Below are 19,379 nucleotides of genomic sequence, written 5' to 3'. Positions count from 1 at the left end.
GATACAGAGCGATGACGGCAATCCTCGAAATGCGCGGCGTCAGCAAGAGCTTCGTGGGCGTGCAGGCGCTCCGCGACGTCAGCTTCACGGTCGAGGCGGGTGAGATCCACGCTTTGGTCGGCGAGAACGGCGCCGGCAAGTCGACCTTGATGAAGGTGCTCAGCGGCGTCTATCCCTATGGCCGTTACGAGGGCCAGATCATCTTCGAGGGCGAGGAGCGGCGCTTCCGCGACATCAACGATTCCGAGGCGCTCGGCATCATCATCATCCACCAGGAGCTCGCGCTGATCCCGCTGATGTCGATCGCCGAGAACATCTTCCTGTCGCATGCGCCGCAGCGCTTTGGCGTCATCGATCGCGACGAGGTCTACCGGCGCACCCAGCAATTGCTGGCCCAGGTCGGCCTGAAGGAATCGCCGGATACACTGATCACTGATCTCGGTGTCGGCAAGCAGCAGCTCGTGGAGATCGCCAAGGCGCTGTCCAAGCGCGTCAAGCTCTTGATCCTGGACGAGCCGACGGCGAGCCTGAACGAGGCCGACAGCCAGGCGCTGCTCGACCGCCTCGTCGCCTTCCGCGAGCAGGGCATCTCCTCGATCCTGATCACGCACAAGCTCAACGAGGTCGCCCGCGTCGCCGACCGCATCACGGTGCTGCGCGACGGGCGCAGCGTCGACAGCATCGACTGCCGCGCCGAGCCGGTCCTGGAGGACCGCATCATCAAGAGCATGGTCAATCGCGACATGGCGCACCGCTTCCCGGAGCGGCAACCCAAGATCGGCGAGCCCGTGTTCACGGTCGAGAACTGGTCGGTCTACCACCCGCAGCATACCGATCGCCAGGTGATCAAGAACGTCGACTTCCAGGTCCGCCGCGGCGAGATCGTCGGCATCGCCGGCCTGATGGGGGCGGGGCGCACCGAATTCGCCATGAGCCTGTTCGGCCGCTCCTGGGGCATCAACATCACCGGCCGCGCCCGCCTCGAAGGCCACGACGTCACTCTCAACAGCGTGCCGGCGGCGATCGATGCCGGCCTCGCCTATGTCACCGAGGACCGCAAGCAGCTCGGCCTGATCCTGGCCGACGACGTCCGCAAGAACATCACCCTGGCGTCTCTCTCCCAGGTCGCGCCGAAGGGCGTGATCGACGACATCGCCGAGCTCAAGGCAGCGTCCGGTTACCGCGGCCGGATGCGGATCCGCTGCTCGGACGTCTACCAGGAGGCCGGCCAGCTCTCCGGCGGCAACCAGCAGAAGGTCGTGCTGTCGAAATGGCTGATGACCGATCCCAAGGTCTTGATCCTGGACGAGCCGACGCGCGGCATCGACGTTGGCGCAAAGTACGAGATTTACTGTATCATCCAGGAGCTCGCCGATGCCGGCCGAGGTGTGGTGGTGATCTCCTCGGAGATGCCGGAGCTGCTCGGGATCTGCGACCGCATCTGCGTGATGAATGACGGCGCCTTCGTCGGCGAGTTCGCCGGGCCGGAGGCGACGCAGGAAAAGATCATGCGCGCCATCATGCGCAACGAAACCATCAAGAACCAGGAGACGGCCGCGTAAGCGGCCGGGAGGACGCCAGCAATGACCGACAAGACGGTTTCGCTCCCGGAGGAGAAGTCGCACAGCGGCTTCCTGAAGAATAATCTGCGCAGCTACGGCATGCTGCTGTCGCTGTTCGTGATCATGCTGTTCTTCCAGTTCATGACGGACGGCACCCTGCTGCAGCCGCTCAACCTCACCAACCTGGTGCTGCAGAACAGCTACATCGTCATCATGGCGCTGGGCATGCTGCTGGTGATCGTCACCGGGCACATCGACCTGTCGGTCGGCTCGGTCGCGGGCTTCGTCGGCGCGGTCGCCGCCGTGCTGATGGTGCGCTATCACGTCGACTTCCCGCTCGCGATCATCGCCTGCCTGATCGTCGGCGCCGCGATCGGCGCCGCGCAGGGCTATTGGGTGGCCTATTTCGGCATTCCCTCCTTCATCGTGACCCTGGCGGGCATGCTGGTGTTCAAGGGGCTGGCGCTGGCTCTGCTGCAGGGGCAGTCGGTCGGGCCGTTCCCGGGCACGTTCCAGAAGCTGTCGTCCGGCTTCATCCCTGAGTTCATGCCGAGCGCGGCGCACCTTTATCCCACCTCGCTCGCGATCGGGGCGGTGCTGACGCTCATCCTGGTCTATGCCAGCGTCAAGGGCCGCGCGCGCGAGGTGGAGCACGGCATCGAGGTCGAGCCGTTCGGATTCTTCGCTGCCAAGAACGTCGTGCTGGCCGGCGCCCTGATGTATTTCACCTACCTGATCGCCTCGCATCGCGGCCTGCCCAACGTGCTGGTCATCATGACCGCGCTGATCGCGCTCTACGGCTTCATGACCCGCCGCACCGTGGTCGGCCGGCAGATCTATGCGGTCGGCGGCAACGCCAAGGCCGCCAAGCTGTCCGGCATCAAGACCGAGCGGCTGGTGTTCATGACCTTCGTCAACATGGGTGTGCTGGCGGCACTGGCCGGCCTGATCTTTGCCGCGCGTCTCAACACGGCGACGCCGAAGGCCGGTCTCGGCTTTGAGCTCGACGTCATCGCGGCGTGCTTCATCGGTGGCGCCTCGGCCTATGGCGGCGTGGGGCGGGTCGGCGGCGCTGTCATCGGCGCCATGATCATGGGCGTGATGAACAACGGCATGTCCATCCTCGGCATCGGCATCGACTATCAGCAGGTCATCAAGGGCCTGGTGCTGCTCGGCGCCGTCTGCATCGACGTCTACAACCAGCGCCGCTGAGTTCGGCGCGCAGCGTCCGGCGACGCTGCGCGGTAGGGTGGGCAAAGCGCCGCCGCAAGGCGGCGCGTGCCCACCGCCTTTCTCTATCCGCGTAGCGACACGGTGGGCATGCCGCATTCGCGCTGCGAATGCGGCTTTGCCCACCCTACGCATTCATCAGACCTACACCACGTGGAAATTCGACACGCTATCGTTGGCGAGCTGGGCGACGAGCTGCAGCTCCCAGTCGATATAGGCCTGCATCGCTTCGGCCGCGTTGTCGGTGCCCTCATAGGGCCGCTTGTAGACGTCGTCGGCAAGCGAGATCCGGGACTGCCGCTCCGTCTCCAATGCGTGACCCGCGGCCGTCCATGCGCGCGTGCCACCTGAAAGCACGCGGACCTCGCGCGGCGTCGCAGCCCGTGCGTCGGCCAGCGCGAAAGCCGCCTCGGCGCCGTCATCGCTGGTCAGCACGACTGCGCTACTGCCGGGCAGCTTGGCCAGATCGTTGGCAAAGCGCGACGCCAGCACGAAATGTGCGCCGGGAATGTGCCCGGCCTTGTAGCTCGGACTGCGTGTGAGATCGACGACGGTCCACGCCGCCGCATCGGCCGCGAGTTGCTCGGCGCTGATGGTCGCTTCGCCAAGTTGCGGCAGCGGCGGCCGGCGTGCGGCGCGGATTTCGGTTTCGGTGGCTGCAACGACATCCGGTCCCACGACCGACACGTCCCAGCCCATCTGCTTGAGCCACGACGCCGTCATGCGCGCGCGCACGCCGTCATCATCGAACAGCACCAGGCGGGCGCCGCGCACGCCGACCCATTCGTCGGTCGCTTGCACCAGCTGGCCGCCCGGCGCCGACGCGAAGCCAGCCGGATGCGAGGTGGCATATTCCTCGGGCGTGCGAACGTCGAGGCAATACAGCGTGCGCGTTCCGGCCTCGGCCTGATGGCGCGCGAAAGTCGCGGCATCCAGCACGCCGACGCCGACGCGCTCGGCCCAGGCCTTGGCATCAGCCAGCGCGGTCGCGTAGCTCGCCGCTGGCCGCTCCAGCATGCGCGCGGTCCTGCCGCGCTCGACCTGATGGCCGGCCAGGGTCCAGCCGATTGTGCCGTTGCGCAGCGCGTAGATCTTGTTCGGCAGCCCGGCATTGATCAGCGACTGCGTGCCGATGATCGAGCGCGTGCGTCCGGCGCAGTTGACGATGATCGTGGTATCGGGCGAGGGCGCCAGCTCGCGCGCCCGGAACGCCAGCTCGCCGCCGGGGACACTGACCCCGCGCGGAATGCTCATGGTGCGGTATTCCTCGAAGCGGCGGGCGTCGAGCACGACCAGATTCGACTCGCGCTCGATCAGCCCCTTGGCTTCGTCGGCCGACAGCGACGGCGTGTGCCTGATCGCCTCGACCAATTCGCCGAACGCTTTGCTCGGCACGTTGACGTCGCGGAACACCTCGCCATGGCGCGCATAGCCGGACAGTCCGCCATCGAGGACCGACACGTCGGTGTAGCCCAGCGCCCGGATGCGCGGCACCGCGCGCGCGGCATAGCCTTCGTCATCGTCATAGACGACGACAGGCACGTTTAGCCGCGGCACGAGATCGAGGATGCGCAGCTCGATCTGCGACAGCGGCAGCGACACCGCGAAGAACGGGTGCGACAGCGAATAGGGGCCTTCCTCGCGGACGTCGAGCAGCGCCACCTCCTCGCCGGCGCGCCAGCGCCGCCGCAACTCGGTCGGAGCCATCAGGCGCAGTTGATCAGGTGCATTGCGGGGCAGGTCAGGAATTGTCGGGGATGTCATTCGGGAGTCCGCAGGTGGGCTCCGCCGCGGTCTCCGGAACCGTTCATGCGTCCGTGGAGCAAACCTGCGGCATGGAGCGGCAATCACGGTGCGCAGCCCGGGCCGGGGCGCATGGGATGTCGCACCTGTGTGGCGGCATGGCGGCCGTTTGTCCAGCCCGCCGCCCCTGATTGCGCTCGGCAGCAGCGCCGGTCAGACGTGCGGTCCCAGCATGGCGATGTAGAACAGGTCCTCGCTCGAGAGCCCGGCGGACCGCCGCGGAAGAACGGCGGCGTTTCGTTCGGTCGTTCTCTGCTCCGACATGCGCTCGGAACGGAAGGTGCCGAGCCAGCCTTCAAACCACGAGACGTAGCGCACGAGATCCTCCGCAACTGCTGTGGCCACTCGACTATCACGCGGCAGGACTGCCTGGACAAGGGCCGTTGAAGCCGTCGCCCCGACTTTGACAAATCATGCTCGCTGTAACGCCTCGCCGGCAAATTCCTTTCCCGCTGCGCGTTCGTCGCACAGCTCTGCTTCTCCACCGGAGGCGTGAACGTCGCCATTCCGTCCCATCAGGTCGTCATGCCAATGGGTACGGAACGCCATCCAAGAGGCGTGATCCTGGAACGCGACCTCGGCGAACCACTCGACCGTGACTGCGCCGCTCGGCCAGTAGCGTTCCTGGTCATGCCAGCACACCACCGGCCAGCGCGGATTGCGATAGGAGCGGCCGGTCTCATCATGCAGCGAGGGACGGCCGAGGTGATCGATCAGCCACGCCATCACCTCGGGCAGGAACGTCGCGGCAAACGACACGCCGTGGCGTCCGAGCCGTTGCGGCATCCGCATGACGCGCTGATCGATGATGGCGAACGCCGGCGGCACGGCGCCGACGTTGAACTGCCTGATCATCAGCAAGCGGAAGCCGCAGTCGCAGAGCTCGGCGGGAACGGCGTGGATCGCGGTCGGCTGTAGCGGAGCCGTGATGTTCATCCCAGTGCTCCCCGCGCCTGGCCGAACGTGAGGTCGATGGCGTGCTGCAACGCTGTGCGCGTCGGCACATCGCTGCGCTTCAGATAGGCGGTCAGAACGCGTGCCATCACGTGTCTCCCGTCGGCATCTGCACACTGCTGGTCGCAGCCTTCGCAGATCGCCTTGCGTGGAGACGGACATCCGGTCCGAATCCGACGCGACGAAAATCAACAATCTCCGACATTGCTGCCGGTCAGGGAGGACACATCAAGTTTCGTGCCAGATGCGACGATCAGTGGAGGCGATGGCCGTCGGCGTCGTCTTCCGGTGTCGCGAGCTGCGCGATCGGGCTGGATTGGTGGTGGATCATCCGCCAGGCGCCGTCGATGCGCGCAAAGTGATTGGCCGCGGCGAGCGCCGCGCCATCCACCAGCTCGATGCAGAGCACGTGACCATGATCGCCGCTGACGATCGCGTGCGGATCCGCACAGACGATGTTCGGCCGGCCCGGGTTGGCGAGGATATCGCGCCAGCTGCCGATCACGGCGGCGCGGCCGACGATCGCCGGCCAGCCGGGATGAATGCAGGAGATACCGTCGCGATCGGCCCAGAGGGCGACGAGCGCCGCGAAATCACCGTCCGTGAAGGCAGCATAGAAGGCCGCATTGGCGGCCAGGATCTCGCGCTCGTCGCTCATTGTGATGAGGTGAGCCAAGCCGTTGCGAAAATCAAGCAATGTTTGGAAACGCACACGCGCGCGCCTGCAAAAACTTGCAAGCTTTTTGCAGGACCCGGTCGAGACGCGATCGCAACGCATCAGCCGAGGTCCTGCCATGCTCGAAACGGCCATTGTCGGAGGTGGATTGTGCGGAATGGCACTCGCGCGCAGCCTGCAGCAGCGCGGCAGCACGTTCGCTTTGTTCGAAGCCCGACATCGCCTGGGCGGGCGGGTGCTGTCGGCCAGGAGCAAGGGCGGGCTTGCGCTGGACCTCGGCCCGACCTGGTTCTGGCCGGACACCCAGCCGCTGCTCGCCGGCCTGGTCGCGGAGCTCGGCCTGTCCGACTTTGCCCAGCACGATGATGGCACGCATCTTCATCTGAGAGAGGCGGACAAGCCGGCCGAGCAGATCGGCGGGCCGCCGGTCCACCAGGGCGCGCGCCGGCTCTCCGGCGGCATGGCGAAATTGATCGAGGCGCTGGCACGCGATCTGCCGCAGCCCTTTATCCATCTCGGCCATGAGCTGATGCGCATCGTCGACTGCGGCACGCATGTGCGGCTGATCTTCGCCACAGCAACGGAATCGGTCGCGATCGAGGCGAGGCGCGCCGTGCTCGCGCTGCCGCCGCGGCTGCTGATCGACCACGTCGGCTTCTTTCCCGAGCTGGACGACGCGACCTTCGAGGCGATGCGTGGCGCCGAGACCTGGATGGCGGCGCAGGCCAAGGTCGTGATCGCCTACGACCAGGCGCATTGGCGCGACCAGGGCCGATCCGGCAATGCGTTCGTCAGCCACGAGCAGGCCGTGATCGGCGAGATCTTCGATGCCTGCGATGCGGGCGGCGACCGCGCTGCGCTCGGCGGCTTTCTCGCGTTCTCGCCCGATCTGCGCGCGGCCTTCAGCGTCGGGCTGCCGTTGCTGATGGACAGCCAGATGGTGCAGTTGTTCGGCTCCGCGCTGGAAGGCGGCGAGCAGCACTACCAGGACTGGGCGGCCGAGCGCTTCACTTGCAGCGCACTGGATCGCACCACGCCACGCGGCGAGCACCGCGAGATCGCCAACCCGATGCTGCGGCGGGCGCTGTGGGACGGGCGGCTGCATCTCGGTGGCGCCGAAACCGCAAGCCACGCGGCCGGCTATCTCGAAGGAGCGCTGAACGCCGCCAGGCGCATCGAGCGCGCGATCGCCCGGGGCATCGGCGAGACCGCCGCGCCGCGCGCGGTCGCCGCGACCGGCGACGGGCTGTCGGGCAACGCCGCGAGCCTCGCCTGGTTCGGCGCCTGGGTCGCCGCGCAGCGTGACGCCGCGTTCGACGACTATCGGCAGCGGCTCAATCGCGGCCTCGCCGCGCAGCAGCGCGAGCAACTGACCCAGCTCGCTCTTCTCGGAGCCACCGAGCAGGTGTTCGCTGCGGCGCTGCAGGTGCTGGACGCACTGACCTTCGACATGCGCGACGTTGCCGTCGAGCGCGGCCGCTCCGCCCTGATGCCGGAGATCCAGAAGCCGTTTCGCGATGTCATGCAGTCGCTGCTCGACGATGCCATAGCCTTCAACCGCACGTCCTGCGCGCTGTCGAACTTTCCGTTCGAGCACAAGCCGTCGAAGGATTATGTGCAGACGATCCTGCGCGACATCGCCGCCGCCTGGCAGGAATTCTCGCTCGCCGCGAACCGCCTGCTGCTGGCGAAGGCGGACGCGGCGCTGCGCCCGCCGACGAGAGTGCCGTCGTGAGTGGGACGGCATCGAGGTGCGCAACATGAAGCTGCAGATCGAACGTCCCACCATCGAGGCGATGGCGGCGGCCTTTCCGCACCTCGCCTCGCTGAAGGAGCAGTTGCGCTTCGGCGACAGGGTCGAGGTCGACGTGGCGCAGCTCGCGACCGCCGAGCTCGACTTCCTGCGCGACAGCTACCAGAAGGCCGGTCCCGAATGGCACGCCCGTGCGGCGCAGATCGCGACCCTGCAGCGCGCCTTTGCCGATTCCGGCGCCCGCTTCGCCGAGCACGAGCTGGAATCGGTGCTGCCGGCGATTGCGCGCTACCTGATCTCGGGCGCCATCCGCGGCTGGATGTTCACCGCCAACGTCGCCAGCCGTCCGTTGCCCTATGTCGTGACGCGGCTCGACTACACGGCGCCGTCGAACGACGAGGCCGGCCGCGTCTTCATCGAGCTCAAGGCCAATGCCAAGGGCGCGATCACCACGTCCACCTTGCGCATCTCCGCCGGCGACATCGTCGGCAGGACGGTCGCCGAGATCTTCGCCGCCAAGGGCTTCCTCAAGGAGACGCCCGAGCTGATATCCGCCTACGATGAGACGGCCGAGCGGTACTTCGCCTGGCGCGGCCGCTATGGCGCGCAGTTCTCCGGCCGCGGCATCGGCTTCTTCGCCGATGATCCGAACTCCTCGCATCGCGACATGGACTGGTCGCGCAAGGACGTGATCGTGCTGTCGTCGGGCGGCGGCAGCGCGCGCCTCGTCAACGACGAGGGCGTTCTCACCGAGCGGGCGCTGACGCTCGAGGTCACCGGCGACATTCTCGGGCAGTACCTGCGCAAGGCCGCCAAGAGCAATCTCTATGATGCCGAGCAGGAGGTCGCGGACTCCAGGGCGGCGATCCCGAAGGGCCTCTTCTGCAAGATCCCCGTCCATCCCTACATGCTGATGTTCCATCTCGACCTGCACCATTATCTCTGGGTGCACGCCGACGACATGGTGCCTTACGCCTATCAGCCCGAGCTCAAGCAGAAGCTGGTGCTGCCGGAGGAGCAGACCGACCTGATCGACATTCTCACGGCCGAGATGGACCTGCTGATGGACGACATCGTCGCCGGCAAGTCGGGCGGCACTACGGTGCTGTGCGCAGGCCCGCCCGGGGTCGGCAAGACGCTGACGGCGGAGGTCTACGCCGAGATCATCGGGCGGCCGCTCTATCGCGTGCATTCCGGCCAGCTCGGGCTGAACGTCGCGGCAATGGAGGGCGCGCTGAAGGATGCGCTGACCCGGGCGCAGCGCTGGGGCGCGGTCATGCTGATCGACGAGGCCGACGTCTACATCAAGCGGCGCGAGGACGACATGACGATGAATGCCGTCGTCGGCGTGTTCCTGCGCGTGCTGGAATATTTCAATGGGCTGTTGTTCCTCACGACGAACCGCATCGACGACATCGACGAAGCCATCGTGTCGCGCTGCATTGCGTTGATCAAGTTCCAGGCGCCGGACGCCGCAGCGCGCGGCCGGATCTGGCGGGTGATGTGCGAGCAGTTCGGCTTGAAGATCGATGCCGGCCTGGTGGAGCTGCTGGTGGAGACGTTCCCGGGTGCCTCGGGCCGCGACATCAAGGGGCTGGCCAAGCTGGTCGCCAAATACTGCCACCACAAGGGCGTCGGTCCGACCATCGAGGTCTTCCGCCGCTGCGCCATCTTCCGCGGCATCGATCTCGGAGACCACGCGCTGCTGCCGGAAGCCGCGGAGTAGTCACGGCGTCGTCGTCTGCCCCAGCGTCGCCGGATTGTAGCCTTCCTCGCGCAGCACCCGCTGCACGACCGGCCGCGCCAGCATCCGCCGGTAGTGCGCGAGCAGGTTGGCCGGCAGCGCAATGCCGGTCTTGTCGGCCCAGAACGCGACGTAGAACAGGATCGGATCCGCCACGGAGAATTCGCCGCCGAGATAGGGCCGCGTGCCGAGCATCTTGTCGAGCACTGCGAAGCCTTTCACGACGATGTTGCGGCCGAGCGCGCGCACGGACTCCTGGTCGGCCTCGTTGCGGGTGAAGGTCGGCGTCGCAAAAATGCGCGCGAAGCCGTGGCCATGCACGGTACCGGCAATGTAGCTCATGGCTTCGAGCAGCCGCGTTTCGGTCTCGATATCCGAAGGCCATAATCCGGCGCGTGGCCGCGAGCGGCCGAGCCAATAGGCGATCGCCGGCACTTCCGTCAGCACACTGCCGTCGCTGCGCACCAGCGCCGGAATCGTCGATTTCGGGTTGATGGCCACATAATCGGGTTTGAAATTGTCTCCGGCCGGGAGATTGACGATATGGGCCTCGAACACCTCCTCGAGCTCTTCGAGGATGATGTGGATGCCGGTCGAGCACGATCCCGGCGTCATATACAACTTCATCGTGGCCATCATTGTCTCCAAGCCGACATCGCGCGCGCAGGCGGCATGCTTCATGCAAGGATCGGGACAGATCGAGAGTGACGCGCCGAGGCCCGCCAGTTCGGGCCGCTGCCGTCAGGTTTGCGACAGGAGACTCTTCACGGTCCCGCAGCTCCGTCGCCTCGTTGAGGGAGCGTCGCGCATGACGGAACGTGAGCCGGAAGTCTTCGTCATCTGTCCGACGACGAGCATCGCGCCGGGTGAAGCCAGGGCGTTCAGCCTGTCGCGGATCGGCGACAATGGCGAGGCGCGGCCGTTTCCGATCGTGATCATCCATACCGTGTCCGGCGGCTTCGTCGGCTATGTCAACAGCTGCCCGCACGAAGGCAAATGGCTGAACATCGGCAGCGGCCAATTCTTCAACGCGGAGCGCACGATGCTGCGCTGTGGCCGCCATGGCGCGATCTTCGAGATCGACACCGGATTGTGTACCAGCGGTGATTGCGAGGGCCAGAGCCTGGAGCCGATCGCGCTCGCGGTCATCGACGGCGAGGTCTGCCTGTGCGGCGTCGCGCTGGTGGAGGATACGAGCTTTCCCGATCCGTTCGATGATCTCGACGAGACCATGGAGATCATGATCCATCCCGAGTGAGGCATTCTTCCATCCGCCCGTCATTGCGTGGAGCGGGGGTGACGAAGCAATCCAGGGCCGCGCGCGTGGTCGTGGATTGCTTCGCTGCGCTCGCAACGACGTCGTCACGGTGATGGGGGCTCAGAACCCATCCGCCTTCGCGCCCCACGGATGACTTCCGGGCACCAGCGGCGCCTTGATGCCGGCTTTCTCGACATCGGCCTTGGTCTTGAAGAACGTCGCCTCGTGCACCAGCGTGCCGTTCTTCGTCGTCACCGCGACATAGCGCGCGACCGTGTCGATGTCGCACAGATAGCCGCCGCCGGGATCGGCGGCACTGCGCAGATTGCCGTCCCAGTCCACGAAGAAGCCGTCACTCGACATTTCGATCTCCATTTCGTCGTTGCCTCAGGTTTCGGGCTGATCGGCGACCAGTTGCGCATAAGCGCGCGCGACGATCTCCCGGCATTGCCGCAGGCGCTGATGCTCGGCCTTGCCGATGCTGACCATCTCGCCGCCGCCGTCATCGATCGCGGCCGTCACCGCCTGCATCGCCTCGAACAGGGCCTTCTCGAGCTGATAGATGCGCTCGCTGGCGCGCTCCAGATAGGGAATGGGATTGGCGCGGACATTGGCCTCGTGCAGCGCATCGAGGCTGAGCAGCGTGCGAAACCGGCGTTCGACCTGGCGCTGCTGCATGCCGAAATCGTGCTCGATGACGCTCATGGCCGGGCCTCGGGCGCGGCCGCCTTCGACGCCGCCGCTTTGGCGGCGCGGCGCAGCAAGGTGAGGCATTCGAGCGAGGCGGCCATGTCGAGCGCGGAAAAGCCGTCCAGCGTCTCGGTGCTGATGTCCGCGCCCTTGGCCAGCAGATGCGCGACCATTTCGGCCTTGCCGGAGGACGACGCATACATCAGCGCGGTGGCACCATTGTCGTTGCTGTTGTCGAGATCGATGCCGGCCTCGACCAGCGCGTCGATGGCGGCGAGATGCCGGCCGACGCAGGCGAGCCACACTGCGTTGTTGCCGTCGGCGTTCCTGGCGGTGACGTCGGCGCCGGCAGCGAGCAGCTCGCGGATGACGGCGACGTTGCCGAGATGTGCCGCCTTCATCAGCGGCGTGGTGCGATTGGCGATGATGGCGTCGACGTCGTCGGCGGGAAAGCCCTCGGCGGCGAGCCACGCCGCCAGGGCCGGACCGACGTTCGCCGCGCCGCTCCGCGCGGGATAACGCTGGCGCCACGCCTCATAGCCGCCGTCGAGGCTATAGACCTCCGCGAAGCCGAAATCGGAGAAGGTCTGCGCATACTCCTGGCTGGCATTGCCGTGATAGCAGTAGATCAGGATCGGCGTGCGCTTGGTCGTGCCGGCGATGATTTCGGAGAGATTGCGCTGGGTGAGATGCCGCGCGCCGGGCAAATGCGCAGTGTCGAACGAGGCGGGGTCGCGGACGTCGATGCGCAGCACGTCGTCGCGCTGCAGCAGCTCGGCCGCGTGGTCGACGTCGATGCGCTGGTACGGAATGCGCGGTCTCATCGCAGGTCTCCCGCTTCGTTGCGTGTGCGGCCCGGATAGGCGGCCAGTGTCGTGATGCGGTCATCGGTCAGGGCACGGCCGACGGTGAAGTGGTAGAGCGTCTGGAAATCGGCTGCGACGACGCCGAGCATCTCGTGCACGGAGTCGTCGAAGAAGCAGCCGATGCCGGTGCCGCGCAGGCCCGCCGCTTCGGCTTCAAGGTAGAGTACGTGGCCGATCAGGCCGGCCTCCCAATGCAGTTGCCGATAGCGCCACGGATGGTCGCTCACGGCAGGCGTGAACTCGGCGAGCATCGCCATCGCAAAGCAGCTATCGCCCGCGATCGCCTGGTGACAGCTCGCGGTGCGGATCACGCCGCGGCTGTCGGTCGGCAGCAGCCGGAACAACGGCAGATGGTCGGCTGCGCGCTCGACGTGCTGCCAGTCGAAGTCGGGACGCAGCGCGCGCCGCAGGCTGCTCTCCGCCTCGCCGTTGCGCGGTAGCGCATAGAGCCCGGGCGTGAGGCCGTCGACGCGGTGGACGAACAGCAGCGGATGCAGCCGTGGCGCGAATGGCCAGGCGGTCCATGGCGGCGCGGCGCGCGGCAGCAGCGCGTCGAGAAGGTGAAGGAACGCTGCGAGATCCATCGTGAATCTGGCGTCGAAGCGCTGCGCGCTGCGCCGGCTGAGAATGAGCTGGGCCGCGCGCGCGCCTGACCGCCGCGGCAGCGGCGGGCACTGCGACGGAACGGAGACCGCATCCTGCGCCGCACCGGCCGTGGCCGTGCTCACCTCGGGAATGACGGGCCAGCGATAGAGCGGATGGCGATCGAGCCGGTTCGCCTGGCCCTTCCAACTGTCGTCGATCTTGGCCGGCGATGGCAGGGCTGTCGGCGGCCGAGAGCGCGCATCGCGCGGCACGATCGCGAGCAGCACATCGGCGTCCTCGGTCTCGACGCCGGCGAAATCATCCGCGCGATCGAGTCCCATTAGTGCTGCGAGTTGCGCGCTGTCGATGCCGTCGATCACGTGCGCGCTCCAGCCCAGCGCAGCGGCGGCGTAGCTGACGGCGCCGATCGCATGTCCGAGGTCGAGCTGGCAGTAGCGGAACGCGCGCTCGCCATATTTCCACGCCTCGCGCCAATGGATCGAGGACAGCGCGAGCCACAGTCGCGGCTCGCCAGGCGATGTCGTGCCGCGACGGCAACGTTGCTCGAGCGCGTGATCGCGGCTGACATAGTGGTGAAGACCGTCGCTGAGCCCCGGCACGTTCTCCGCGATGACATAGGCCTCGGTCGGATGCAGATTGCCGCTGGAGGGATTGCAGCGCAGCGCCCAGCGGTCCGGGCCAAGCTCCTTCCATGCGGCCAGTCCGAACGAAAGCTCCAGCAGCAGTGCGACGCGGTCGATCGTCAACGGCTGGACCGGCGCCGTGGCGTCGCAGGCCTCGGCGAAGCTCACGGCGAGACGGTCCGAGGTCAGCGGCAGATGCAGCCGAGGGCTGCCGGCAAACTCGCGGAACGGATTCGGCTGCGCGTCCCAGTCCAGCGTCTCGGGTCCCGCCGCATAGCGCTTGAGACTGTGCTTGGTGCGGGCGTGATAGGCCAACGCGATGTCGGCGGCGGCTGGGACGTCCGCCGTGCCGGACGATGACACGGACATGCTTCCTCACAAGGCGCGACCTGCGCGGTCGCGCATGTTGGACGGTCGCTCGGTAACGGCGTCGGGCGGAGCAAGAACCGTTCCGAACGGCCGCAACTGCCTCCGCATCGTCATTTTGGAATGCGCCGGTCGGGCGCGGGCTCGGAGCTCATCGCCACGGCCGGTGGATCTGGAATCCAAGCGCCTCGCTGCGCATCGTCTCGGAGTGACGCGACGGGAGAGCGTGTCCGATTCCGAACAGCGCGACCGGAACTGTGGGCTTCTCGACATTTCAATGCCGGTGCGCGCCGGCCGATGCGCTGGCGTCGATCAGCACGGTGACCTTGGCCGCGATCGACAGCCACGCCCGATGCGCGGCGAGCTTGTGGCCGAGCTTGAAGCTGTCGGCCATGCGGGCCGCGAACGCCGGCCCCTCGGTCCCGTGCTGTTGGGCGATGATCCACGCGGTCTGCCACAGATCGGTCTCGCTGGTCACGGCGGATGCCTGCTAGAGATCGAGCACCAGCCGGTCGCCCTTAGCGCGCGACACGCACGGCAGGAAATAGCCCTCGGCGCGCTGGGCCGCGGAGAGGCGCTTGTCGCGATGATCGATCTCGCCGTCGATCACCCGTGTCTTGCAGGTGCCGCACATCCCTTGCTCGCAGGAGGTCGCGATCTTGACGCCGTTCTCCTCGAGAAAGGCGGTGACGGTCTTGTCGCCGGGGATCTTGAAGGTCGCGCCGGTGCTCTTGATGGTGACGTCGAACACCTTGTCGAGCAGCGCGGCCGCCGCCTTGGCGGTGAACCGCTCGACATGGATGCGCTCCTCGGCAAAGCCCTTCTGCCTGGCGAGCGCGATGATCGGATCCATCCACCAGTCGACGCCGCAGATGAACAGTTGCGTGTCGTCGGGCCGGTCGGCCAGCAGCTCGGCGGCCTTCAGCAACTGATTGTCCTCGCTGGATTCCTTGTAGTATCTGGTGTCTTCGGCGAAACGCGACGCCTCGATGGTGCCGCGGAACGAGTCCGGCGACATCAGCGCGAACACGTAGTGCAGCTCGAACGGGATGGTCTTGGCCTTCAGCGTGTCGGCGATCGACAGGATCGGCGTCACGCCGATGCCACGCGCCACGAGCAAGGCGCGCTTGGTGTCCTTGGGGATCTTGAAGCGGTTGCGCGGGCGGCTGACCTGCAGCCGGTCGCCCTCGTTGATGTCGAGATGCAGCGCCTTGGAGCCGCCGCGGCTGTTGCCGTCCTTCCACACGCCGATGCAGTAGCGGTTGCGCTCTGAGGCGCTGTTCAGCAGTGAATATTGCCGCGTCAGTCCATTCGGCAATGTGACGTCGATATGGCTGCCGGGGGTGAAGCCCGGCAGCGGCTGATCGTCCGCCGGAACGAGCTCGAACGAGGCCATGTTGTGCGCCTCGATGGCCTTCTTGGCCACGACGACCGTGTGCAGGCTGTCGGACATCTGACAACTCCATCTTGCGAGCCGGCTCATGAGAAACCGATGCAAGGGCGAGGCCAAACCGCGTTCGCCGCGGAGCGCGGCGGCTTTTCCGCTTGTGCTCGCTGCAGATTGGATGTATCAGCGTCGCCCGTTTCAACCCCGACGGTGTTCAACGCGAGAGGCCATCAGCCATGTCGAATCCACTGTGCGCGACACGATCCGTGCCGACGCCCGCAGTGCGTCCGGCTGATAGTTTCTCGATCATGTTGAACGACAATGGCAAAGTCATCGATTGCACGACGGCAGGAGGCCGAGCGCGCGCGGGTTGAAGCCTATGAGCTGACGCTGCGCCGCGCGGCACGGCCGACGCGGCCGCCGCCGGATCTGCACAACGCGATCCGCGAGGCGGGGCGTGGCTTCGAAGCCGACATCATCCGGGATCCCGAGAGCTGGAAGCCGCAGCTCAAGACGCGCGATGCCGCGCGCCTGCGGCTGGCGGCGGCGCGGCATCTGTTCGCGCGCTATCCCGTGCCTTCGCATCTGGAGCAGATCTGGATCGAGGCGTCGGGGCTCGGCCACGACGAGATCGTCCGTCGCAAGCGCTGGTACATCGCGGCAGCCGGTGGCGGCTCGCTGTACAAGGCTGGCGCGTCGGCGTTCCTGTCGCGAAAGGAGGTTCACGGCTTCCTCCATCCTTTCGGGCAGGTCGGCTTCGACGAGGCGATCTGGCAGGCGATCGCGCGGTCCTACACGGGCGATCCGGCGATCGTGTCGCGGATCACCCGGTCCCGGATCGCGCGGACGCCGCGCGGCGAGCACGCGTTCTGGCGCGAGGCGGCGCAGTTCTTCTGCGCGCAGCCGACCACCGTCGAGGAGATCGACGATCTCTGCGACTACATCGCCGATCGTCGCCGGCGCGAGCGGGCGTTCAGCCTCAAGGGCCGCTCGCTCGCGGCGCTGCGCCGGCTGGCGCGGGAATGGCACCGCGATGTCGCGGTGATCGCCCGCATCGAGGCGGCGCGCCGGCGTGCCGAGATGGCGCGTCACCGTTCGGCAGCGCAGGCGGCGGAGCTTGCGGCGCATTGGCCGGGCGCGCAACTCGCGGACTGGTCGTGGAGTCCGTCGGCCAAGGCCTTCGCCAAGCGTGACGAATATGTGATCACGCAGCTGCGGACCGCGGAGGACCTCGTCGCTGAGTCCAGGGCCATGCGTCACTGCGTGTCGAGCTACGCGACGAGGTGCATCGCCGGCCATTCCTCGATCTGGTCGCTGCGGCATCGCCATGGCGGCGCGGCGCAGCGGCTGCTGACGATCGAGCTCGATCGGCAGCGTCGCGCGGTGCAGGTGCGTGGCTTCGCCAACCGCGTGGCTCACGCCGGTGAGCGCAAGGTGCTGGAGCGCTGGGCCAAGGCGCGCGGCATCGACCTGCCGGAGACATGATCTGCGTCGCCCGTTCCGGGCGGCGCAGGTCGTGCGCGCCAGTCAATGCGCGTCGATCTCATCCGCCTTGGCGCCGCCGGCGACGGAATAGCGCATCGGCACCTTGCGGGTCTTGAGGAACGCCTCCAGGGTCTCGCCGCGGAAGGCTGCGTAGACCTCCGGGTTGGAGACGCCGATCACCGCGGCCATCTTCTCCAGCACGAAGAAGCTGACGCCCCGCCTGATCATCTCGATCCAGCGGCGGTTCTTGATGAGCTCGCGCTCCTCGCCCGTGAGCTCGTACTCGTCCGCGAGCGCGTCGAATTCCTCAACAAATCTCTTGCGATGCGCGGGGATCACGAGCCGGTGCAGGAAGTCGTTGATGCGGAAATTGGCCTGGCTGCGGCGATGCGTGAACGGATAGGTGCCAGCCAGCGTCTCGGCGCCCGCGAGCTCGTGTCCGATATGCGCGCGATAGGTCGCGACCTCCCGCGGATCCGGCGCGCCGCCGAGATCCTCGAACACCAGGGTCGCGATGTTGGTCACCGACGGCGCGTAGGTCTGCCTGTGCACGAGCCTCACCTCGTCCGACAGCGCACCACGCATGATCAGCCACATGATCACCTCGGCGCCTTCCATGCCCCCCTTGACCGCATAATCGGCGATCCGCATCGCCGTGAGCCGCTCCGGGTCCTTTTCCAGCAGATCGAGGAATTCGTTGTCCCAGTCCTCGTTGAGAAAGCCGGCACGCTCGCCATGCACCTGGTGCGACAGCCCGCCGGTGGCGAAGATGGCGACTTTCAGATCCTCCGGATAGCTCTCGATCGCCTTGCGCAGCGTCTTGCCCAGCTTCCACATCCGCTTCGCATTGGGGATCGGCAGCTGCAGCACGCCGACCTGAAGCGGCACCACGCGGCCCGGCCACGGGCCGCTGGCATCGCCCATCATCGACAGCGGCGACAGCAGGCCGTGATCGACCGGCTTGCCCTGGAAGAACGACATGTCGAACTCGTCGGCGACCATCGCCATCGCAATGTGCTGCGACAGGCCGAGATGCCCCTTCGCCGGCGGCACGTCGCGCGGTCCGCCGCCCTCGTCGGCCGCGACATAGCGGTCGTCTATGCCGAGCGCGAACGCCGAGTAGTGATCGAAGAAGAACGAGGTGATGTGATCATTGTAGATCATGAACAGGACGTCGATGTCCTTGCGCTTCACCCAGTCGCGCACCGCCGCGAAGCCGTCGAAGATCGGCTTCCAGGCAGGGTCGCTCTGCTTGTTGGTGTCGAGTGCGAAGCCGATGGTGGGCGAGTGCGATGCGCCGATGCCGCCGATGATCCGGGCCATGTGTCCCTCCGCGAAATGGGCCGCGGCTGACTGTCACCCGCGGCCGCGCCGGGGCCGACCTTACGAAGTTTCCCATGCTAGACAATCATGCTAACGTGCACGGATTGTTTCTCTCGATGAACGAGAGCCCTAGGATGAAATGGCGGATCGAGGACATTCCGGTGTTCCATGCGGTGGTGGCGACCGGCGGCATGACTGGTGCCGCGCGGTCGCTGGGCATGCCGAAATCCTCGGTCAGCAAATCGGTCGCCCGACTCGAGCAGGATCTCGGCATCCGGCTGTTCGACCGCAACTCGCGGCGCGTCCGGGTGACCCGCGAGGGCGAGCTGTTCTTCCAGCAATGTCAGAAGATCCTGGACCAGGTCTCGGAGGCCGACGCGGTCATGACCGGGCTCTCCGGCGTCCCCAGCGGCCGGCTCTCGGTGGCGCTGCCGCCGGCGTTCTGCGAGGAGATCCTGGCGCCGCAACTCGCCGAATTCCACCGCCGCTATCCCCGGATCGAGCTCGACGTCGAGGCGACGACGCGCGCGATCGACATGCTGGCCGACCGCTTCGACATCGCGGTCGTGGTCGGCGTGCAGGAGAATTCCGAGCTGGCGCAAAAGGTGCTGATCGGCGGCCGCCTGATCTGGGTGACCAGCCCCGCTTATCTCGCCGCGCACGACATCGGCGAGGACGTCCGCGCGCTTGAGCGCCATCTCATGATCTGCGAGCGCCGCTACGGCGACCGCACCCTGGTGATCAAGCAGCATGGTCATCTCGTCCGCTTCGACGTCGGGGCGCATGTCGCCCGCATCAACAATCCGCTGGCGGTGCGCCGCGCCGTCGCCCACGGCGCCGGCATTTCCTTTCTGCCGGAGCACTATTGCGTCGAGCTGCTCGGCGAGGGCCGGCTGGTCGAGATCGGCAGGGGGGTCGTGTTCGACACCCGCGCCGCGCAGCTCACCGCGATCTTTCCGAGCCGCAAGCTGATCTCCTCGCGCGCCCGCGCCTTCCTCGATTTTCTCGAGGAGATCTGCAGCCCGTCCGCGCGCGGTTGAGCGGGCTGCTGCC

The 19,379-nt window shown here is 66.8% G+C and carries 19 protein-coding genes; 7 read left to right on the top strand and 12 right to left on the bottom strand.

The window, feature by feature from the left end; genetic code table 11:
- Positions 1–11 precede the first annotated feature (11 nt).
- Together mmsA and mmsB are read left to right on the top strand one after the other, a co-directional pair.
- A complete protein-coding gene (gene mmsA / locus ACQR1H_RS17900; RefSeq protein ID WP_434907939.1) occupies positions 12–1,562 on the top strand; it encodes a multiple monosaccharide ABC transporter ATP-binding protein in 1,551 nt (516 codons plus the stop codon).
- 21 nt (positions 1,563–1,583) lie between these two features.
- Positions 1,584–2,774 (top strand): multiple monosaccharide ABC transporter permease, encoded by a 1,191-nt coding sequence (gene mmsB, locus ACQR1H_RS17895; RefSeq protein ID WP_315755454.1) that lies wholly within the window; start codon positions 1,584–1,586, stop codon positions 2,772–2,774.
- A 162-nt stretch (positions 2,775–2,936) separates the two neighbouring features.
- On the opposite strand, the gene ACQR1H_RS17890 is transcribed toward mmsB, so the two are convergent.
- From ACQR1H_RS17890 to ACQR1H_RS17875, 4 genes are all read right to left on the bottom strand, one after another.
- Complete coding sequence (locus tag ACQR1H_RS17890; RefSeq protein ID WP_409997968.1) at positions 2,937–4,556, bottom strand: rhodanese-like domain-containing protein; 1,620 nt, start codon at positions 4,554–4,556, stop codon at positions 2,937–2,939.
- Positions 4,557–4,748: 192 nt separating this feature from the next.
- Positions 4,749–4,940 (bottom strand): hypothetical protein, encoded by a 192-nt coding sequence (locus tag ACQR1H_RS17885; RefSeq protein ID WP_315804477.1) that lies wholly within the window; start codon positions 4,938–4,940, stop codon positions 4,749–4,751.
- A 66-nt stretch (positions 4,941–5,006) separates the two neighbouring features.
- Positions 5,007–5,525 (bottom strand): hypothetical protein, encoded by a 519-nt coding sequence (locus ACQR1H_RS17880; protein WP_315804531.1) that lies wholly within the window; start codon positions 5,523–5,525, stop codon positions 5,007–5,009.
- Between the two features lie 277 nt (positions 5,526–5,802).
- Complete coding sequence (locus tag ACQR1H_RS17875) at positions 5,803–6,207, bottom strand: nuclear transport factor 2 family protein (RefSeq protein ID WP_315804532.1); 405 nt, start codon at positions 6,205–6,207, stop codon at positions 5,803–5,805.
- A gap of 175 nt (positions 6,208–6,382) precedes the next feature.
- On the opposite strand from ACQR1H_RS17875, the gene ACQR1H_RS17870 reads away from it, so the two are divergent.
- On the top strand, positions 6,383–7,960 hold the full coding sequence (locus tag ACQR1H_RS17870) for a flavin monoamine oxidase family protein (protein WP_434907938.1): 1,578 nt from the start codon (positions 6,383–6,385) through the stop codon (positions 7,958–7,960).
- A gap of 25 nt (positions 7,961–7,985) precedes the next feature.
- The gene (locus ACQR1H_RS17865) at positions 7,986–9,704 is read left to right on the top strand and encodes an ATP-binding protein (RefSeq protein ID WP_434864268.1); all 1,719 of its coding nucleotides are present in this window, start codon (positions 7,986–7,988) and stop codon (positions 9,702–9,704) included.
- Here the strand turns inward: ACQR1H_RS17865 and ACQR1H_RS17860 are convergent, their stop codons facing one another.
- Complete coding sequence (locus ACQR1H_RS17860) at positions 9,705–10,349, bottom strand: glutathione S-transferase family protein (RefSeq protein WP_315804480.1); 645 nt, start codon at positions 10,347–10,349, stop codon at positions 9,705–9,707. It abuts the gene before it with no gap.
- Between the two features lie 181 nt (positions 10,350–10,530).
- Between ACQR1H_RS17860 and ACQR1H_RS17855 the strand changes: the two genes are divergently transcribed.
- Positions 10,531–10,980 (top strand): Rieske (2Fe-2S) protein, encoded by a 450-nt coding sequence (locus ACQR1H_RS17855; RefSeq protein WP_315804481.1) that lies wholly within the window; start codon positions 10,531–10,533, stop codon positions 10,978–10,980.
- Positions 10,981–11,100: 120 nt separating this feature from the next.
- Here ACQR1H_RS17855 and ACQR1H_RS17850 read toward each other — a convergent pair whose 3' ends face one another.
- The 6 genes from ACQR1H_RS17850 to ACQR1H_RS17825 form a co-directional block, all read right to left on the bottom strand.
- On the bottom strand, positions 11,101–11,343 hold the full coding sequence (locus tag ACQR1H_RS17850) for a hypothetical protein (RefSeq protein WP_315804482.1): 243 nt from the start codon (positions 11,341–11,343) through the stop codon (positions 11,101–11,103).
- A 24-nt stretch (positions 11,344–11,367) separates the two neighbouring features.
- Positions 11,368–11,685: a hypothetical protein gene (locus ACQR1H_RS17845; protein WP_315804483.1), complete on the bottom strand. Its 318-nt coding sequence runs from the start codon at positions 11,683–11,685 to the stop codon at positions 11,368–11,370.
- Positions 11,682–12,425 carry an ankyrin repeat domain-containing protein gene (locus ACQR1H_RS17840; protein ID WP_315804533.1) on the bottom strand — a complete coding sequence of 248 codons (744 nt, stop codon included), beginning with the start codon at positions 12,423–12,425 and terminating at the stop codon, positions 11,682–11,684. Before ACQR1H_RS17840 ends, ACQR1H_RS17845 begins: the two co-directional genes overlap by 4 nt.
- Positions 12,426–12,490: 65 nt before the next feature.
- Positions 12,491–14,134 (bottom strand): nitroreductase family protein, encoded by a 1,644-nt coding sequence (locus ACQR1H_RS17835; protein WP_315804484.1) that lies wholly within the window; start codon positions 14,132–14,134, stop codon positions 12,491–12,493.
- Positions 14,135–14,405: 271 nt separating this feature from the next.
- Positions 14,406–14,609 (bottom strand): hypothetical protein, encoded by a 204-nt coding sequence (locus tag ACQR1H_RS17830; RefSeq protein ID WP_315804485.1) that lies wholly within the window; start codon positions 14,607–14,609, stop codon positions 14,406–14,408.
- 12 nt (positions 14,610–14,621) lie between these two features.
- Positions 14,622–15,584 (bottom strand): PDR/VanB family oxidoreductase, encoded by a 963-nt coding sequence (locus ACQR1H_RS17825; RefSeq protein ID WP_316177996.1) that lies wholly within the window; start codon positions 15,582–15,584, stop codon positions 14,622–14,624.
- Positions 15,585–15,839: 255 nt separating this feature from the next.
- On the opposite strand from ACQR1H_RS17825, the gene ACQR1H_RS17820 reads away from it, so the two are divergent.
- Complete coding sequence (locus ACQR1H_RS17820; RefSeq protein ID WP_434907937.1) at positions 15,840–17,003, top strand: PcfJ domain-containing protein; 1,164 nt, start codon at positions 15,840–15,842, stop codon at positions 17,001–17,003.
- A 42-nt stretch (positions 17,004–17,045) separates the two neighbouring features.
- Here the strand turns inward: ACQR1H_RS17820 and ACQR1H_RS17815 are convergent, their stop codons facing one another.
- The gene (locus ACQR1H_RS17815) at positions 17,046–18,326 is read right to left on the bottom strand and encodes a gallate dioxygenase (protein WP_434874160.1); all 1,281 of its coding nucleotides are present in this window, start codon (positions 18,324–18,326) and stop codon (positions 17,046–17,048) included.
- Between the two features lie 134 nt (positions 18,327–18,460).
- Here ACQR1H_RS17815 and ACQR1H_RS17810 point away from each other — a divergent pair, with 134 nt between their 5' ends.
- On the top strand, positions 18,461–19,366 hold the full coding sequence (locus ACQR1H_RS17810; RefSeq protein WP_315804489.1) for a LysR family transcriptional regulator: 906 nt from the start codon (positions 18,461–18,463) through the stop codon (positions 19,364–19,366).
- Positions 19,367–19,379 lie beyond the last annotated feature (13 nt).

The sequence above is a fragment of the Bradyrhizobium sp. HKCCYLRH2015 genome, assembly GCF_051168215.1.
Lineage (GTDB): Bacteria > Pseudomonadota > Alphaproteobacteria > Rhizobiales > Xanthobacteraceae > Bradyrhizobium.
This window is presented reverse-complemented; position numbering and strand designations above follow the sequence as displayed.

Bases quoted from the DNA above. Each gene is read 5' to 3' on its own strand.
- mmsA (WP_434907939.1), top strand. From the start codon at position 12: ATGACGGCAATCCTCGAAATGCGCGGCGTCAGCAAGAGCTTCGTGGGC.
- mmsB (WP_315755454.1), top strand. From the start codon at position 1,584: ATGACCGACAAGACGGTTTCGCTCCCGGAGGAGAAGTCGCACAGCGGC.
- ACQR1H_RS17890 (WP_409997968.1), bottom strand. From the start codon at position 4,556: ATGACATCCCCGACAATTCCTGACCTGCCCCGCAATGCACCTGATCAA.
- ACQR1H_RS17875 (WP_315804532.1), bottom strand. From the start codon at position 6,207: ATGAGCGACGAGCGCGAGATCCTGGCCGCCAATGCGGCCTTCTATGCT.
- ACQR1H_RS17870 (WP_434907938.1), top strand. From the start codon at position 6,383: ATGGCACTCGCGCGCAGCCTGCAGCAGCGCGGCAGCACGTTCGCTTTG.
- ACQR1H_RS17865 (WP_434864268.1), top strand. From the start codon at position 7,986: ATGAAGCTGCAGATCGAACGTCCCACCATCGAGGCGATGGCGGCGGCC.
- ACQR1H_RS17860 (WP_315804480.1), bottom strand. From the start codon at position 10,349: ATGAAGTTGTATATGACGCCGGGATCGTGCTCGACCGGCATCCACATC.
- ACQR1H_RS17855 (WP_315804481.1), top strand. From the start codon at position 10,531: ATGACGGAACGTGAGCCGGAAGTCTTCGTCATCTGTCCGACGACGAGC.
- ACQR1H_RS17850 (WP_315804482.1), bottom strand. From the start codon at position 11,343: ATGTCGAGTGACGGCTTCTTCGTGGACTGGGACGGCAATCTGCGCAGT.
- ACQR1H_RS17845 (WP_315804483.1), bottom strand. From the start codon at position 11,685: ATGAGCGTCATCGAGCACGATTTCGGCATGCAGCAGCGCCAGGTCGAA.
- ACQR1H_RS17835 (WP_315804484.1), bottom strand. From the start codon at position 14,134: ATGTCCGTGTCATCGTCCGGCACGGCGGACGTCCCAGCCGCCGCCGAC.
- ACQR1H_RS17825 (WP_316177996.1), bottom strand. From the start codon at position 15,584: ATGTCCGACAGCCTGCACACGGTCGTCGTGGCCAAGAAGGCCATCGAG.
- ACQR1H_RS17820 (WP_434907937.1), top strand. From the start codon at position 15,840: ATGGCAAAGTCATCGATTGCACGACGGCAGGAGGCCGAGCGCGCGCGG.
- ACQR1H_RS17815 (WP_434874160.1), bottom strand. From the start codon at position 18,326: ATGGCCCGGATCATCGGCGGCATCGGCGCATCGCACTCGCCCACCATC.
- ACQR1H_RS17810 (WP_315804489.1), top strand. From the start codon at position 18,461: ATGAAATGGCGGATCGAGGACATTCCGGTGTTCCATGCGGTGGTGGCG.